18 protein-coding genes and 3 tRNA genes are annotated in these 14,998 nt (G+C 63.9%); 11 read left to right on the forward strand and 10 right to left on the reverse strand.

The window, feature by feature from the left end:
• Positions 1–67: 67 nt before the first annotated feature.
• From minD to M3I53_RS38170, 5 genes are all read left to right on the forward strand, one after another.
• Complete coding sequence (gene minD, locus M3I53_RS11550; protein ID WP_201695484.1) at positions 68–883, forward strand: septum site-determining protein MinD; 816 nt, start codon at positions 68–70, stop codon at positions 881–883.
• 14 nt (positions 884–897) lie between these two features.
• Complete coding sequence (gene minE, locus M3I53_RS11555; protein WP_027795398.1) at positions 898–1,152, forward strand: cell division topological specificity factor MinE; 255 nt, start codon at positions 898–900, stop codon at positions 1,150–1,152.
• A gap of 254 nt (positions 1,153–1,406) precedes the next feature.
• On the forward strand, positions 1,407–1,724 hold the full coding sequence (locus tag M3I53_RS11560; protein ID WP_254316071.1) for a YXWGXW repeat-containing protein: 318 nt from the start codon (positions 1,407–1,409) through the stop codon (positions 1,722–1,724).
• 301 nt (positions 1,725–2,025) lie between these two features.
• A complete protein-coding gene (locus tag M3I53_RS11565) occupies positions 2,026–2,322 on the forward strand; it encodes a glycosyltransferase family 9 protein (protein ID WP_254316072.1) in 297 nt (98 codons plus the stop codon).
• Between the two features lie 260 nt (positions 2,323–2,582).
• On the forward strand, positions 2,583–2,708 hold the full coding sequence (locus M3I53_RS38170) for a hypothetical protein (RefSeq protein ID WP_302057656.1): 126 nt from the start codon (positions 2,583–2,585) through the stop codon (positions 2,706–2,708).
• A 48-nt stretch (positions 2,709–2,756) separates the two neighbouring features.
• On the opposite strand, the gene M3I53_RS11570 is transcribed toward M3I53_RS38170, so the two are convergent.
• The 8 genes from M3I53_RS11570 to rph form a co-directional block, all read right to left on the reverse strand.
• Entirely contained in the window at positions 2,757–2,936 is a 180-nt protein-coding gene (locus tag M3I53_RS11570) for a hypothetical protein (protein WP_254316073.1), read from the reverse strand.
• A gap of 155 nt (positions 2,937–3,091) precedes the next feature.
• Positions 3,092–4,408, reverse strand: a complete 1,317-nt coding sequence (locus M3I53_RS11575) for an MFS transporter (protein ID WP_254316074.1) — start codon at positions 4,406–4,408, stop codon at positions 3,092–3,094.
• Between the two features lie 387 nt (positions 4,409–4,795).
• On the reverse strand, positions 4,796–5,230 hold the full coding sequence (locus M3I53_RS11580) for a TonB family protein (protein WP_254316209.1): 435 nt from the start codon (positions 5,228–5,230) through the stop codon (positions 4,796–4,798).
• A 205-nt stretch (positions 5,231–5,435) separates the two neighbouring features.
• Entirely contained in the window at positions 5,436–5,648 is a 213-nt protein-coding gene (locus M3I53_RS11585) for a hypothetical protein (protein ID WP_254316075.1), read from the reverse strand.
• Positions 5,649–5,958: 310 nt separating this feature from the next.
• Positions 5,959–6,048 (reverse strand) — tRNA-Ser (locus tag M3I53_RS11590).
• 65 nt (positions 6,049–6,113) lie between these two features.
• Positions 6,114–7,283, reverse strand: a complete 1,170-nt coding sequence (gene hemW / locus M3I53_RS11595; protein ID WP_254316210.1) for a radical SAM family heme chaperone HemW — start codon at positions 7,281–7,283, stop codon at positions 6,114–6,116.
• A gap of 44 nt (positions 7,284–7,327) precedes the next feature.
• Positions 7,328–7,975 carry an RdgB/HAM1 family non-canonical purine NTP pyrophosphatase gene (gene rdgB, locus M3I53_RS11600; protein ID WP_254316076.1) on the reverse strand — a complete coding sequence of 216 codons (648 nt, stop codon included), beginning with the start codon at positions 7,973–7,975 and terminating at the stop codon, positions 7,328–7,330.
• Positions 7,968–8,708: a ribonuclease PH gene (gene rph, locus M3I53_RS11605; RefSeq protein WP_254316077.1), complete on the reverse strand. Its 741-nt coding sequence runs from the start codon at positions 8,706–8,708 to the stop codon at positions 7,968–7,970. Before rph ends, rdgB begins: the two co-directional genes overlap by 8 nt.
• 303 nt (positions 8,709–9,011) lie before the next feature.
• Between rph and M3I53_RS11610 the strand changes: the two genes are divergently transcribed.
• The 5 genes from M3I53_RS11610 (at position 9,012) to M3I53_RS11630 (ending at position 13,939) form a co-directional block, all read left to right on the forward strand.
• Positions 9,012–9,950: a YicC family protein gene (locus tag M3I53_RS11610; RefSeq protein WP_254316078.1), complete on the forward strand. Its 939-nt coding sequence runs from the start codon at positions 9,012–9,014 to the stop codon at positions 9,948–9,950.
• A 14-nt stretch (positions 9,951–9,964) separates the two neighbouring features.
• Positions 9,965–10,678 carry a guanylate kinase gene (gene gmk, locus M3I53_RS11615; protein WP_254316079.1) on the forward strand — a complete coding sequence of 238 codons (714 nt, stop codon included), beginning with the start codon at positions 9,965–9,967 and terminating at the stop codon, positions 10,676–10,678.
• A gap of 40 nt (positions 10,679–10,718) precedes the next feature.
• Entirely contained in the window at positions 10,719–10,922 is a 204-nt protein-coding gene (gene rpoZ / locus M3I53_RS11620; RefSeq protein WP_006400783.1) for a DNA-directed RNA polymerase subunit omega, read from the forward strand.
• A 91-nt stretch (positions 10,923–11,013) separates the two neighbouring features.
• Positions 11,014–13,380, forward strand: coding sequence for a bifunctional (p)ppGpp synthetase/guanosine-3',5'-bis(diphosphate) 3'-pyrophosphohydrolase (locus M3I53_RS11625; RefSeq protein WP_254316080.1), 2,367 nt, complete (start codon positions 11,014–11,016; stop codon positions 13,378–13,380).
• A 76-nt stretch (positions 13,381–13,456) separates the two neighbouring features.
• Positions 13,457–13,939, forward strand: a complete 483-nt coding sequence (locus M3I53_RS11630) for a phage protein NinX family protein (RefSeq protein ID WP_254316081.1) — start codon at positions 13,457–13,459, stop codon at positions 13,937–13,939.
• Positions 13,940–14,028: 89 nt separating this feature from the next.
• Here the strand turns inward: M3I53_RS11630 and M3I53_RS11635 are convergent.
• Both M3I53_RS11635 and M3I53_RS11640 read right to left on the reverse strand, forming a co-directional pair.
• A tRNA-Arg gene (locus M3I53_RS11635) sits at positions 14,029–14,105 on the reverse strand.
• Positions 14,106–14,186: 81 nt separating this feature from the next.
• Positions 14,187–14,263: transfer RNA gene (locus tag M3I53_RS11640), tRNA-Arg, on the reverse strand.
• A 128-nt stretch (positions 14,264–14,391) separates the two neighbouring features.
• Between M3I53_RS11640 and greB the strand changes: the two genes are divergently transcribed.
• Positions 14,392–14,952: a transcription elongation factor GreB gene (gene greB, locus M3I53_RS11645; protein ID WP_254316082.1), complete on the forward strand. Its 561-nt coding sequence runs from the start codon at positions 14,392–14,394 to the stop codon at positions 14,950–14,952.
• Positions 14,953–14,998 lie beyond the last annotated feature (46 nt).

Consider the following 14,998-nt stretch of genomic DNA (forward strand, 5'->3'; position numbering starts at 1 on the left):
GCGAGCAGGGGCATGAGCGGCACGCGATGAGACCAAACTGAGAAACTGACGAACGCAAGGTAAGGGAATGGCAAAAATCATTGTGGTGACTTCGGGCAAAGGCGGTGTCGGCAAAACGACCACGAGCGCGAGTTTCGCATCGGGCCTCGCGTTGCGCGGCCACAAGACCGCGGTCATCGACTTCGACGTGGGCCTGCGTAATCTCGACCTCATCATGGGTTGCGAGCGCCGCGTCGTGTACGACCTGATCAACGTGATCCAGGGTGAGGCGAACCTCAATCAGGCGCTCATCAAGGACAAGAAGTGCGAAAACCTCTTCATCCTGCCGGCCTCGCAAACGCGCGATAAAGACGCGCTCACGAAAGAAGGCGTGGAGAAGGTGATCGAGGACCTGCGTAAGATGGACTTCGAGTACATCGTGTGCGATTCGCCCGCGGGCATCGAGTCGGGCGCGCTGCTCGCCATGCACTTCGCCGACGAAGCGCTCATCGTGACGAACCCGGAAGTCTCTTCCGTGCGCGACTCGGACCGTATCCTCGGCATGCTGTCGTCGAAGACGAAGCGCGCGATCGAAGGCAAGGACCCGATCAAGGAGCACCTGCTCATCACCCGCTACAACCCGAAGCGCGTGAGCGAAGGCGAGATGCTCTCGCTGAACGACATTCAGGAAATCCTGCGCATTGAACTGATCGGCGTGGTTCCCGAATCGGAAGCGGTGCTGCACGCGTCGAACCAGGGTCTGCCGGCAGTGCATCTGGACGGCACCGACGTCGCCGAGTCGTACAAGGACGTCGTGTCGCGCTTTCTCGGCGAGGACAAGTCGCTTCGCTTCACCGATTACCAGAAGCCAGGCCTCTTGCAGCGCCTCTTCGGTAGCAAGTAAGGGAGGCGAACGTCATGTCGTTTCTTTCGTTTTTTCTCGGCGAGAAGAAGAAGTCCGCCTCGGTAGCGAAGGAACGCCTGCAGCTCATCATTGCTCACGAGCGCGCAGGCGGCCATCCGCCCGCCGACTATCTGCCGGCCCTGCAACGCGAACTGGTCGCGGTGATCTCGAAGTACGTGAAGATCTCCGATGAAGACATTCGCGTGAGTCTCGAACGTCAGGACGATCTCGAAGTGCTCGAGGTCAAGATCGAGATTCCGCAGGCTTGAGTTTCAACGCGCGCAGCCGCTGCGCTGCGCGCGTCGTTCGTCGCGCCGTTCGTCGCGTCCTCCTCATATCGCGCGCTTTTTCCCTCCGCGCCTTTCTTCTCGCGCGTTGCGCTTTGGCGCGGCCGCCCGCCTTGCCGAAATATTCCGTTTCACTTCACCCTTCGCCGTAACACTGCCACTGTCAGCGCAACGCCATGCTCGCGCATTGATCGGGTAACGCCAATCAAGGCGTCAAACAATCAAGGGTGGCCAACATGAACAACTCCATTCGCCTCTTCATCGCCAAGGCCGCAATCGTTGCCGCTGGCACCTGCGCGGTCGCGGCTCCGGCGCTTGCCGAAATCGTCGTGGTCGAGCCGACCGCGCCGCCGCCTGCCGAACGTGTGGAAGTCGCGCCGGCGCCGCGCGTGGGCTACGTGTGGGACAAGGGCCACTGGCGCTGGGACCACGGCCAGTACGTGTGGGTGAGGGGCCACTGGCAGGCCGAGCGTGTCGGCTACCACTGGGTGCCGGGCCACTGGATCGCGCACGGTCCGAACTGGCGCTGGGTCGAAGGCCACTGGGCTGCCTGATCTTTCAAGCCTCAGGGAGCCCTATCATGAGTAAAAAACTGCTCGCGGCGGCAATGCTCGCGCTTATGCTGGCGGGCTGCATCGTCGTGCCGGCGCGGCCCATGTACGTGAGAACCGCACCGGTCGTCGTCTACTAGTCGTCGACCGTTATTATCGATCCCTCGACGGATCGCCCCGACTGGGCCCGGCGCGCATAGGCGTGTCGGGCCCGGCGCGTTTTGCGGCGGCCTTTTGTCGCAGTTGCCCGGGGCATCGGTAAGAAAGGGACAGATTTGGCTCGTCCTGGAGTGCCATTGCGACCTTGCTCCCTCGCCTGACGGTCTCCCAGGTCGCACAGCGCATCGAGGATTGCGCGCTCGTGGTCGGCACCGACACGGGCTTCGTGCATCTCTCGCACGCGCTCATCAAGCCGACCGTGATGGTCTTCGTTTCGACCGACGCCGAGCACAGCGGCGTGCGTGCGCCCAATCGCTCGATTTCGATCGGCGACGGCCATCACGTGCCGTCCGTGCAGGTGGCGATCGATGCCGTCGATCGCATCTACCCGGCGCGCGCCGGCGGCGCGTCGGCGCCGTCATCGCGCGTTCACGCGGCTTGAGTTTTAGCGCGTCGGCATGTGCGTTGAGGCGTGCTTTCCCCGCCGTTTCCCATTACGAGCTTGTTAAAAGTGTCGCGCTTGTATTGCAGGCGCGGGCCTGAAAGCGCTCGCAAAAGGCTTTGAGCGCCCGTGCTGTTACACGGGCCACACCCCTGCTTACAAATTGCAACGCCGCACGCCTTCGCCGTCGTGTTCAATCGTAACCGTCCTGCCCGACATTGCATGGCCGGACACGTACACTGACTTGAAGGGAGAACACTGTGAAACGATTGACGCTTACCCTCATCGCCGGCGCCGTGCTCGCGGCTTCGCTGGGCGGCTGCGTCGTGGTGCCGGCCGGCGGCTACTACGGCGGCGGCTACCATCACGGCTACTACTATCGCTGATCGCCGCCGGTCGGAGCCGTAGAAACGGCACCAGCGGCAGGGCGGCCGTCAGGCAAGCAGCATTTCAATCGCGACGACCGCGGCAATTGCCGCGGCGTTCGCCGCCACTGCCTCGAGCAGGACCGCACGCCAGTTCGCGGTGCGCAGGCGAAACGCCAGCAGGAGCGAAATGCCCAGGGCGAGGGCGATCATCAGAACAATATCGGCGTTGCTCAGATGCAGGTTCATCATCGGCTCCCCGGAAGATCGCTCCCCGCTTGCTGATTCGAGTATAGACACGCATCGCGCGTACCCAAAGCGGTCAAAGAAGGCATGAAAAAAAGCGGAGGCCGCTTGGGCGGCCTCCGCTTTTTGTCGAGCGTTTTCGTCGATGTGGCGATGCGTTACGAGAGCGACATATGGCGCGTCTCGCGCATGCACAGGACACCGAACAGGCTCACGCAGGCGGCGATCGACACATATGCGCCGACCCACGAGAGACCGCCGCGCGCGGCAAGCACCTGCGCGATATACGGCGCAACTGAAGCGCCGAGAATGCCGCCCAGGTTGTAAGCGACGCCCGCGCCCGTGTAGCGCACGCTGGTCGGGAACAGCTCGGGCAACAGCGCGCCCATCGGCGCGAACGTGGCGCCCATCAGGAACAGCTGGATCACGAGGAAGAGCAGCACGAGCGGCGTCGCACCGCTGCCGAGCAGCGGCTCCATCGTGAAGCCCGAGAGAATCGCCAGAATGCAGCCGACGATCAGCACGGGCTTGCGGCCGAAGCGATCGGAAAGCCAGGCCGAGATCGGGGTAGCGATGCCCATGAACACCACCGCGATGCACAGCATGCCCAGGAAGGTCGGACGCGGAATGTGCAGGGCCGTCACACCGTGCGAGAGCGAGAACACTGTGGCGTTATAAAAGAGCGTGTAGCACACGACCATGGCGAGCGCGCCGAGCAGCGTCGGCCACCAGTACTGCGAGAGCAGCGTCGCGAACGGCACCTTGACGCGTTCCTCGCGCTCGACAGCGGCCTTGAAGGCGGGCGTTTCGGCGATCTTCAGGCGCACGTAGAGACCGAGGGCGACGAGCACCGCCGAGACGATGAACGGCACGCGCCAGCCCCAGTCGCGGAATTGCTGGTCGGACAGCGTCGAGGCGAGGCCGAAGAACAGGCCATTCGAAGCGAGGAAGCCCACCGACGGCCCGAGCTGCGGGAACATGCCGAACCAGCCGCGCTTGCCTTGCGGCGCATATTCCGTCGCTAGCAGCGCGGCGCCGCCCCATTCGCCGCCCAGACCGATGCCCTGGCCGAAGCGCAGGATGCACAGCAGGATCGGCGCGAGGCTGCCAATCGCGTCATAGCCGGGCAGGAAGCCGATCAGCGTCGTGGAGAGGCCCATGACGAGCAGCGACGCTACCAGCGTCGATTTACGGCCGATGCGGTCGCCGAAATGGCCGAAGATGAAAGAGCCGATCGGCCGCGCGACGAACGCGATGCCGAAGGTGACGAACGCCGAGAGTGCCTGCGCCGTGGCCGAACCGTGCGGGAAGAACACGGGACCGATCACGAGCGCAGCGGCCGTTGCGTACACATAGAAGTCGTAAAACTCGATTGCGGTGCCGATAAAGCTCGCAAAGATCACGCGTGCGGTGCTTTGCTGCTTCGCTGCGTCTGCCTGATCGGCGCGCGCGGGCGAAATGGGTGAGATGGACATCCAGGGTCTCCAGTCGTTGTGACGCGCTTGCGCCTCGCTTGCGGCTGAATCTTGCGAGGCTTGCGTGGGCGTCTTTGTTCAGGCTCGAAGCGTGGCCGGCGCTCGACGCTGCGGCAGCGTCCGTCAGGCGGCGACGCCTCGTCAGTATGCATCGCACGGCGCGAGCCGCGCGCGTTGATTCCTGACCGGCCGGGGCGCGCGCCGATAGGCGCAAAAGGGCGAAAGCGCGGTCGAAGCCTCGCACGGCGGCGCGGATGGCGCGTGGCGAGAGGCATAGCCGGCGGGCGCCGGCTGGGGATAGCGAAAAATTATAACGACCGTGCGCGCGGTGCGGCAAGGCGGGCGTAAGCACGCGGCCGCGCGTCAGGCACTAGCAAAGCTGGCTGGTCACTGGTAGTTCTGCGCCTGCGGCGAAGCGAGTGTGCGCAACTGGAACTTGCCGTTGTCGTTGAAGAGCCAGTCCTCGAACATTTCGAGCTGACCCGCGGAATTGAGCAGGCCGCCCGGCGGCGGCGGCAGCGGCGCGGCGCGGCGCAATGTTGCGAGGGCGGTGGCTTCGGCTTCGTCGTCGCCGTTGGTCCGGTAAACCGACGACTTCACGATCTGGCCACTGCGATTGACCGTGAACGACACGACCACGAGCGAGCGCAGCATGGCCTGGGGTGCGCCGTGCAGAACGTAGGACGGGTTGTGCGCGACGATGTGTTTCGCGACCGTGGTGCGGTAGTCGTCGAGCGTGACGCTGTTGATCACAGCGGGGGGAATGACGAGGAGCGGCCTGGCCGGCGGCGTGATCGTGCAGGCGCCGAGGCAGCCGAGCATCGCGAGCAGCAAAACCAGACCGGGGCGCCGTGCGAGGGAGGCGCGAAGTGCGGATGAACCGCAAGACCACTGGACGCGGATGAGCATGTCGACCAAGCTCGGAAGCGGGACGTGAATCGAGCTTAGACGATACGCAGCGGGAAGCAATCAGAACTGTCCCGCGTAGTCACGGGACGTGCGAAACGGCGAGGATGCCTGAGGCTGCTTATTCGACTGGGAACTGCGCGCAGGGATCGGCCGCGGTCGTCGCGCAGGCGTACGAATACTCGCCGCTCTTCAGGAACAGCTCCTTGCCGACCTGGAAGTTGTCACGCAGATTGGGCGAGCTTTCCCACGCGATGTAGCTTGAGCACATCACGGCGAACAGGACGACAAGCGAAAACGCGAATTTTTCGAACACTTGGTATTGGTGCGGCATGGCAATCTTTCCCATCTGAATGCGTGGGATTTTACTTCATGATTAGGGTTTTCACCTAGTGAATTGGACGCAATTTGCCGAGTCGATTTTTGAATTTGACCCTTTGAATGCAATCGCGGTGGCTGATACGCTCCGCGCGAGTGCGATCTACCGTCGCAAATGACTGGCAGTCCTGATTATTCATGATGCGATGTTGACGAGGCATGCTTGCGTGGTGCAAGGGCAGTATTGCGTTGATCAGTGGCGCATCGGCCTGACGGTCGGCACTTTGACGACACGCTGGCGCTGGGATGCGCCAGGTTTCACGAATTGGCGGAGGCGGTGAGATTCGAACTCACGGAAGGGTTACCCCTTCGCCGGTTTTCAAGACCGGTGCATTCAACCACTCTGCCACACCTCCGAAGCCGCGCATTGTAACCCGAAACGCACACGCGACGGCAGTCGCCCGGTCGATCCAGGCCGACCTCAGTGCGGGTCCTTGAGGAACAGCGCCTGCAAATCGTTGAGGAAGCGCTGCCCTAATTCGGTCGGCGCGATCTTCTCGTAATCGCGCGTGATAAGCCCGCGCCGCTCGGCTTCCTGCAGCGCGGGTTCGATCGTCGTGATCGGCAGTCCCGTGCGCTCGATGAAACGATGCACCGGAAACCCTTCCACGAGTCGCAACGCATTGAGCATGAACTCGAACGGCAAGTCGCGCGCGCTCACTTCGTGCTCTTCCTGGACCGGCGTGCCCGCCCGCGCCTGCTCGATAAAGGTCGCCGGATGCTTGTAGCGCGCCTGGCGCACGATGCGGTTCGGAAACGAGAGCTTCGTATGCGCGCCCGCGCCGATCCCGAGGTAGTCGCCGAAGCGCCAATAGTTGAGGTTATGCCGGCATTGGCGATCCGGCTGGGCGTAAGCCGAAACCTCATAGCGTCCGTATCCCGCTCCCGACGTGCGCTCGTGAATCCAGTCCTGCATGTCGGCGGACTGGTCGTCGTCGGGCAGGGCAGGCGGAAACTTGGCGAACAGCGTGTTCGGTTCGAGCGTCAGGTGATACAGCGACAGATGCGGCGGCTTGAACGAGAGCGCCGTCTCGATGTCGGCCTCGCATTCGGCGAGCGTTTGCTGCGGTAACGCGAACATCAGGTCGAGATTGAAGTTGTCGAAGGTCTTCGCCGCGACCTCGACCGCATGGCGCGCCTGCGCCGCGTCGTGAATGCGTCCGAGCGCTTTCAGATGTGCCTCGTTGAAGCTCTGGATGCCCACCGAAAGCCGGTTCACGCCGCTCGCGCGAAACTGCGCGAACTTCGCGGCTTCGAACGTGCCTGGATTCGCTTCGAGCGTGATCTCGGCGTCGGCGTCGAGTGGCAGCAGGGCGCGCACGTCCGACAGCATTCGATCGAGACCCGCTGCGGAAAGCAGGCTAGGCGTTCCCCCCCCGATGAACACCGTATGCACCTGGCGTCCCCAGACAAGCGGCAGCGCCTGTTCGAGATCGGCGCGCAGCGCGTCGAGGTAATCGTCTTCGGGAAAGCGCTCGCCTTTCCATTCATGCGAGTTGAAATCGCAATACGGGCACTTGCGCACGCACCACGGAAAATGCACGTAGAGCGCGAGCGGTGGCAGCGAAGTAAGGCGAATGCTGCCAGGCATCGTGAACGACTGGACCACTTCGATGCCAATTCGATGCTGCTGGCTCACGCTTCCTCCTGGAGTCGCGCGAGCAGTTGGCGCAGGGCAATTGCGCGATGGCTCGACGCGTTCTTGAGCGCCGGATCGAGCTCGGCCGCCGTGGCCTCGAGCTCTGGAACGTAGAAGTAGGGGTCGTAGCCGAAGCCGTTGTCGCCCCGCGGCGCGTCGAGCACCACGCCGTGCCAGCGGCCTTCGGCGATGAGCGGCTCCGGGTCGTCGGCATGGCGCACGAGCGCGAGCACGCAGTAGTAGTAGCCGCGGCGATCCGCGTGATCCTTCAGGTTCGCGACGAGCAGCGCGTTGTTCGCCGCGTCGCTCTTCTCGCCGCCTGCTAGCTGCGCGTAACGCGCCGAATACACGCCCGGCGCGCCGAGCAGTGCGCGCACACACAGGCCCGAGTCGTCGGCGAGCGCGGGCAGGCCCGTGAGCTTCGCCGCTTGGCGCGCCTTGGCGAGCGCGTTTTCCACGAAGGTCGGATGCGGCTCCTCGGCTTCGGGCACGTTGAGCGCGCCTTGCGGTACGAGCTCGATGCCGGCCGCGCCGAGCAGCGCCGCGAACTCGCGCAGCTTGCCCGCGTTGTTCGAGGCGAGCACGACGCGTGCGAACGCGCGAGCCGCGGTTTTAGCCGTTGAATCCGGCTGTAGATCAGCCATGCGAAATCTCCAGCGCCGCCTTCTGCTTTTCGATCAGCGCACGGATGCCGTTTTGCGCCAGATCGAGCAGCGCATTCAGTTCTTCACGCGAGAACGGCGCGCCTTCTGCCGTGCCCTGGACTTCGACCATACCGCCCGAGCCCGTCATGACGATGTTCATGTCGGTGTCACACTGCGAGTCTTCGTCGTAGTCGAGGTCGAGCACGGGCACGCCTTCGTACACGCCGACCGAAATCGCGGCCACGTAGTCGGAGATCGGCGAGCGTTCGATCCGGCCCGTGGCCAGCAGCTTCGAGACGGCGTCGTGGGCCGCCACGAACGCGCCCGTGATGCTCGCCGTGCGCGTGCCGCCATCGGCTTGCAGCACGTCGCAATCGAGGTTGATGGTGCGCGCACCGAGCGCTTCGAGGTCGAACACGGCGCGCATCGCGCGGCCGATCAGGCGCTGGATTTCCTGCGTGCGGCCCGTTTGCTTGCCGCGCGCGGCTTCGCGGTCGCTGCGCGTATGCGTGGCGCGCGGCAGCATGCCGTACTCGGCGGTGAGCCAGCCTTGGCCCTTGTCGCGCAGGAACGGCGGCACGCTTTCGGACACGCTCGCGGTGCACAGCACCTTGGTGTCGCCGAACTCGACGAGGACCGAACCTTCGGCGTACTTCGTGTAGTTCCGGGTGATGCGGACTTCGCGAAGCTGGTCGGCGGCGCGGCCGGAGGGGCGCTGGATGGATTGGGTCATCGTGAAGGTGCGCGAGGGCACGAGAGGGAAGGGGAAACCGTGATTTTACCGCCTCCGCGCGCCATGCGAGGGGAGCGCCCGGAAGGCGGCGGGACGGCGACCGGGGAGCGGAAAAGGGGCCGCCCCGGCCGGAAGCGGCGTGCAGCCCGCGCTTGCGGAGGCGCGCCCTCAAAAATGGGATAATGCGGTTTCTCCGCCCCGCGCTTTTCGTCCATTCGCGACAACACGCCGGGCGCCTCGATTTCTTCGCCGTGACCCGCGCGCCCAGCGCACGACGCCACGGCTTTCTTCGCGAGACGAACCATGATTTACAGCATGACCGGCTATGCCAGCGCCACGCGCGAGCTTGCTGCGGCTTCGGGCACGGGTGGCGCGAGTGTCTCCGTCGAATTGCGCACGGTGAATTCGCGCTTTCTTGACCTGAACTTCCGCATGCCCGAAGACGTGCGTGTGTGCGAACCCACACTGCGCGAAATGCTGATGACGAAGCTCTCGCGCGGCAAGGTAGACATCCGCATCAACATCCAGAAGAGCGAGCAGGGCGCCAACGCGGGCGCGCTCAACCGCGACGCGCTCGATCAGCTCGCCGGGCTCGAGCGCGCCGTCCTCGAAGCGTTTCCCGAGTCGGGCCGTCTGCGCACGGGCGAGATCCTGCGCTGGCCCGGCGTGCTGGCGGAAAGCGGTGTGGCGCCCGAGGTGCTGCGCGACGCGGTGCTCGGCTGCGGCAAGCAGGCCATCGCCGATCTGATCGAAGTGCGTGCTCGCGAAGGCGCGCAGCTCGCCAATATGCTGCTCGCGAACGTGACCGAGATGGAGGCGATCGTCGCGCGCATCACGCCGCTCGTGCCGGAGTTGATCGCGAAGCACCAGCAGAAGATAGTCGAGCGTCTGCAGGAAGCGCTCGGCATCGCCGCGCCGGACAGCAATGGCAATGGCGGCAGCATCGGCAACATCTCGCGCGAAGAAATCGCCGAGCGCATTCGCCAGGAGGTGACGATGTATGGCATTCGCATCGACATCGCCGAAGAGCTCTCGCGCCTCACGGCGCATCTGAACGAAACGCGCCACGTGATCGACAAGGGCGGCCGCGTCGGCAAGCGTCTCGACTTCATGATGCAGGAGCTCAACCGCGAAGCGAACACGCTCGGCTCGAAGGCGGCGGCGAAGGAACTCGCGGACGCCTCGATGACGCTCAAGCTGCTCATCGAGCAGATGCGCGAGCAGGTTCAGAATCTCGAATGAAGGAAGCAACGAACATGACCGACCAAAGCAGCGCCCCCAAAACGGACGCGAAGCACGACAAGAAGCGCAATCCATACGCGGGCATGTATCCCGGCAACCTCTTCATGGTGGTGGCGCCTTCGGGGGCGGGCAAGTCGACGCTCGTGAACGCGCTGCTCGCTGAAGACAGCGCGATCCGCCTGTCGGTTTCGTACACGACGCGCGCGCCGCGTTCGAAGGAGCGCGACGGCGAGCACTATCACTTCACGACCGTCGACGACTTCCTCACGCGCCACGCCGCGGGCGAGTTTCTCGAGAGCGCGGAAGTGCATGGCAATTACTACGCCACGTCGCGCGTGTGGATCGAAGACCAGATGAAAATCGGTCACGACGTCCTTCTCGAAGTCGACTGGCAAGGCGCGCAGCAAGTGAAGAAGCAGTTCCGCAATGCGGTGGAAATCTTCATCCTGCCGCCGTCGCTCGAAGCGCTCGCCGACCGCCTGAAAAAGCGCGGCGAAGACGAGCCGAACGTCATCACGCGACGCCTGCTCGCAGCGGGCAGCGAGATCGCGCATGCGAGCGAATCTGAGTATGTCGTGATCAACGAGAACTTCGATCGCGCGCTGCAGGAACTGCGTAACATCGTGAGCGCCACGCGCCTGCGTTTCGCTTCGCAATACGCACGGCACACCGAGCTCTTCGTGCAGCTCGGTATCCACCAGCCGCAGCCCGGCGCGTCGGGCACATAAGGTAGAATAAGAATCTGCTGAGAATGAGAAGGAAACCGACATGGCCCGCATCACCGTCGAAGACTGTCTGAAACAGATTCCGAACCGCTTCGAACTGGCGCTCGCCGCGACGTATCGCGCCCGCCAGCTCGCACAAGGTCACACGCCCAAGATCGAAAGCCGCGACAAACCAACGGTTGTCGCGCTGCGCGAGATCGCGGCTGGCCAGGTCGGCCTCGAAATGCTGAAGAAGGTGCCCGTCTAAGGGCGCGTTCCGAGGCATTGTCGATCGCCATGTAGTTCGTACCGCCGCAGCCGCTTTAACCGTCAACGCCAAACCTGATACGGAGGGGAACATGAGCACCACGCCCTCGCCGGCCACCGACGTGGACCAGGAAGCCGAGACTGCGAGCCCTGCGCGCAATTACATCGACGCGGTCCTCGAACAGTCGTTTCGCCATCTGTTCGGACCGACCGCGACGCCGGAGCAGCCCCGCAAGCACGGGGTCGTCTCCATCGCCAATCTGACCGCTGCGCTCTCCGGTTACCTCACTCCCGAGGAAATCAAGGAGGTCAAGGCGGCGTTCCACTTCAGCGATGAAGCCCACCTCGGGCAATATCGCCAGAGCGGCGAACCCTATATCACCCATCCCGTCGCCGTCGCGGAAATCTGCGCCGGCTGGAAGCTCGACGCGCAGTCCATCATGGCCGCGCTCCTGCACGACGTGATGGAAGACCAGGGCGTGACCAAGGCGGAACTCGCCGAGCGCTTCGGCGCGAAGGTCGCGGAACTGGTCGATGGCCTGTCGAAACTCGACAAGATGGAGTTTCGCAACCGCGAGGAAGCGCAGGCGGAGAACTTCCGCAAGATGCTCCTCGCGATGGCGCGCGACGTGCGCGTGATTCTGGTGAAGCTCGCCGACCGGCTGCACAACATGCGCACGCTCGGCGCGGTGCCGCCCGAAAAGCGCCGCCGCGTGGCGCGCGAGACCATCGACATCTACGCGCCCATCGCGCACCGTCTTGGCCTGAACAACACCTATCGCGAGCTGCAGGACCTGAGCTTCGCGAACTTCAATCCGAATCGCTACGCCACGCTCGAAAAGGCGGTGAAGGCCGCGCGCGGCAATCGCCGCGAAGTGGTGAGCAAGATTCTGGAAGCGGTGCAGCGCGCGATTGCCGACGCGAAGCTCGACGCCGAAGTCACCGGCCGCGAGAAGACCATCTTCAGCATCTACAAGAAGATGCGCGACAAGCAGTTGTCGTTCTCGCAGGTGCTCGACGTGTACGGTTTTCGCGTCGTGGTCGAGTCGGCGCTCGAGTGCTACACCTGCATCGGCGCGCTTCATGCGCTCTACAAGCCGGTTCCGGGCAAGTTCAAGGACTACATCGCCATTCCCAAGGTGAACGGCTATCAGTCCCTGCATACCACGCTCGTGGGCCCGTTTGGCGCGCCGATCGAGTTCCAGGTGCGCACGCGCAAGATGCACGAGATCGCCGAAGCCGGGGTCGCGGCGCACTGGCTCTACAAGAACGGCGGCGCGGACCTCAACGACGTGCAAAAGCGCGCGCACCAGTGGCTCAAGTCGCTGCTCGACATCCAGAGCGAGGTGGGCGACTCGAGCGAGTTCCTCGAACACGTCAAGATCGACCTGTTTCCGGACGCCGTCTACGTCTTCACGCCGAAGTCCAGGATCATGGCGCTGCCGCGCGGCGCCACGGCGCTCGACTTCGCTTATTCGATCCACAGCGACCTCGGCAACCAGTGCGTGGCCGTGAAGATCAACAACGAGCTGCTGCCGCTGCGTACGGAATTGAAGAGCGGCGACATCGTCGAGGTGATCACGGCGCCGTACTCCAAGCCGAATCCGGCGTGGCTCGGTTTCGTGCGCACCGGCAAGGCGCGCTCGGCGATCCGGCACTACCTGAAGACGATGCGTCTCACGGAGTCGGTGCAACTGGGCGAGCGGCTCGTCGATCAGGCGCTCAAGGGTTACGGCTACCAGCTTTCAGAGGTGACGCCGGAAGTGTGGGAGAAGCTGGTCCTGTGGACCGGCAACAAGAACCGCCAGGAAATTTTCGCCGACATCGGTCTTGGCCGGCGCGTGGCGGCGGTCATGGCCAAGCGCATCGAAGTGCTGATGAACGGCCAGGACGCCGACGACGCCGAGCATCATCATCCGCCGCGCGACCCGAATGCGCCGCCGGCGCCGCCTGTCGTCATCACGGGCACCGAGGGCATGTCGGTGCAGCTTTCGGCTTGCTGCCGCCCGATTCCCGGCGACAGCATCATGGGCTATATCGGCATCGGCCTTGGCATGGCGATCCATACGACCGACTGCCGCGTGGCGCAGCGCATCCACCGGCGCGACCCGGGCCGCTGGATCGACGTGGCGTGGGCGCCGCAGCCGGGTCGGCTGTTCGACGTCGCCGTCAAGGTGCTGGTGAAGAACACCAAGGGCGTGTTCGCGCGCGTGGCGGCCGACATCACGTCGGCGGACGCCAACATCGTCCACATCGCGATGGACGACGATCTGGCACAGGAATCGAACATGTTGCGCTTCGTGATCCAGGTGAGCGACCGCGTGCACCTCGCGAACGTCATGCGCCGCGTGCGCACGAATCCGGACGTGATGCGCATTGCGCGCGAGCGTTCGAGCGACGACGGGCACCATCGCCACGACGGCGGCATGCGCATCGAGCGCGAGCGCGCGGACTATTGATCGGGGCGCGTCGCTGCAGGCGGCGAGCTCGCGGCGCGTACGCCATCTTCCTTCGAACCGAAACGAGGGACTCGCAATGAACGTAGCTGAACTGACCGGCCTCGCACTCGACTACTGGGTGGCGCGTAGCCTGCCCGACTTCGTGCGTGAAATTTATTTCACCGACAGTGGCGAGACGGTTGCCGTGCGCGGCAACGACCGCGGGCGTCCGTGGGATGGCCGCTTCATGCCCACCGATTCATGGGAGGCGGCCGGCGTGGTACTCGACCGCGCGAGCCGCGTCGAGCTGCGCGAAGGCGAGCCGGCTTCTTGTGTGGCCGAGTTCGAAGGGGAGTCGGGCGCAGTCGTGGAAGCCTACGGAGAAACCACGCGCGAGGCGCTGCTGCGGGCGTTCGTCGCGAGCCGCTTCGGTAAGACGGTAGGAGAGATGCTCCGGCAGCCCCAGGCGTTGCTGGGTATGGGCATGGAGCCCGTAGCGGAGCCCAGCGCGATTGGCGACGTGGAGGACCTGCCGCGTCCCGACGCCCAGATCGGCGACATCGGCACGCCGCCGCGCTAGGGTTTCGCTTGTCGGGAGACGCCAGGCGCACCCAATTCTGCAGCTGAAAAGACAAAGGGCCTTTCCATTCGGAAAGGCCCTTCATTTGGTGGCGCGGCTGGCAGGATTCGAACCCACGACCCCTTGGTTCGTAGCCAAGTACTCTATCCAACTGAGCTACAGCCGCACGCTAAAACAATACTACTCGCAACACTATACTGCTTGAAACCTTTCCCGGATCAAGCCGCCGGAAAACGCTTCGAATAAATGGCGCGGCTGGCAGGATTCGAACCCACGACCCCTTGGTTCGTAGCCAAGTACTCTATCCAACTGAGCTACAGCCGCACGCAGAAAAGAGATTATAGCAGGGCTTTGAAAAAAGGGAAGGCCCTTATCGTGATTTGTCTTCGGGCGAGGTTCGTGTACGCTGGCAGTAGTGAGTGAATCAGTACACATAACGCAGTGATCCCATCATGAACAAGGCCTTTGTCAAAGAGTCGACCGACAGCGAGGACGACGATCTCGAAGCCGGTCTCCCGGAGATTCCCGCCGGCACGAAGAACTACATCACGCCCGCCGGCTACGAGCGCATGCGCGGCGAACTGCTGCACCTGATAGACGAGGAGAGGCCCGAAGTGGTCAAGCTCGTCTCGTGGGCGGCCTCGAACGGCGACCGTTCCGAAAACGGCGACTATATCTACGGCAAGCGCCGGCTGCGCGAAATCGACCGGCGCATCCGCTTCCTCACGAAGCGGCTGGATCTGGCCGAAGTCGTGGACAGCAGCCGGCAGGAGAGCGTCGATCAGGTGTTCTTCGGTGCAACGGTCGAGTACGGTACCGAGGACGGCCAGGCGCATACGATCACGATCGTCGGCATCGACGAGGTCGATCTCGACCTCGGTCACGTGAGCTGGGTTTCGCCCGTCGCGCGAGCGCTCCTGAAGGCGAAGATCGGCGATCAGGTCACGCTGCACACGCCGGCTGGGCCGGAGCCGATCGACGTGCTGGACGTGCGTTATCCGCCGCGCGCCTGAGTGCATCCGTTGTTGGGGAAATAAAAAAAGGCACCCGAGGGTGCCT

The sequence above is a fragment of the Paraburkholderia sp. CNPSo 3272 genome, assembly GCF_024206495.1.
In the GTDB taxonomy this organism is placed as follows: Bacteria; Pseudomonadota; Gammaproteobacteria; order Burkholderiales; family Burkholderiaceae; genus Paraburkholderia.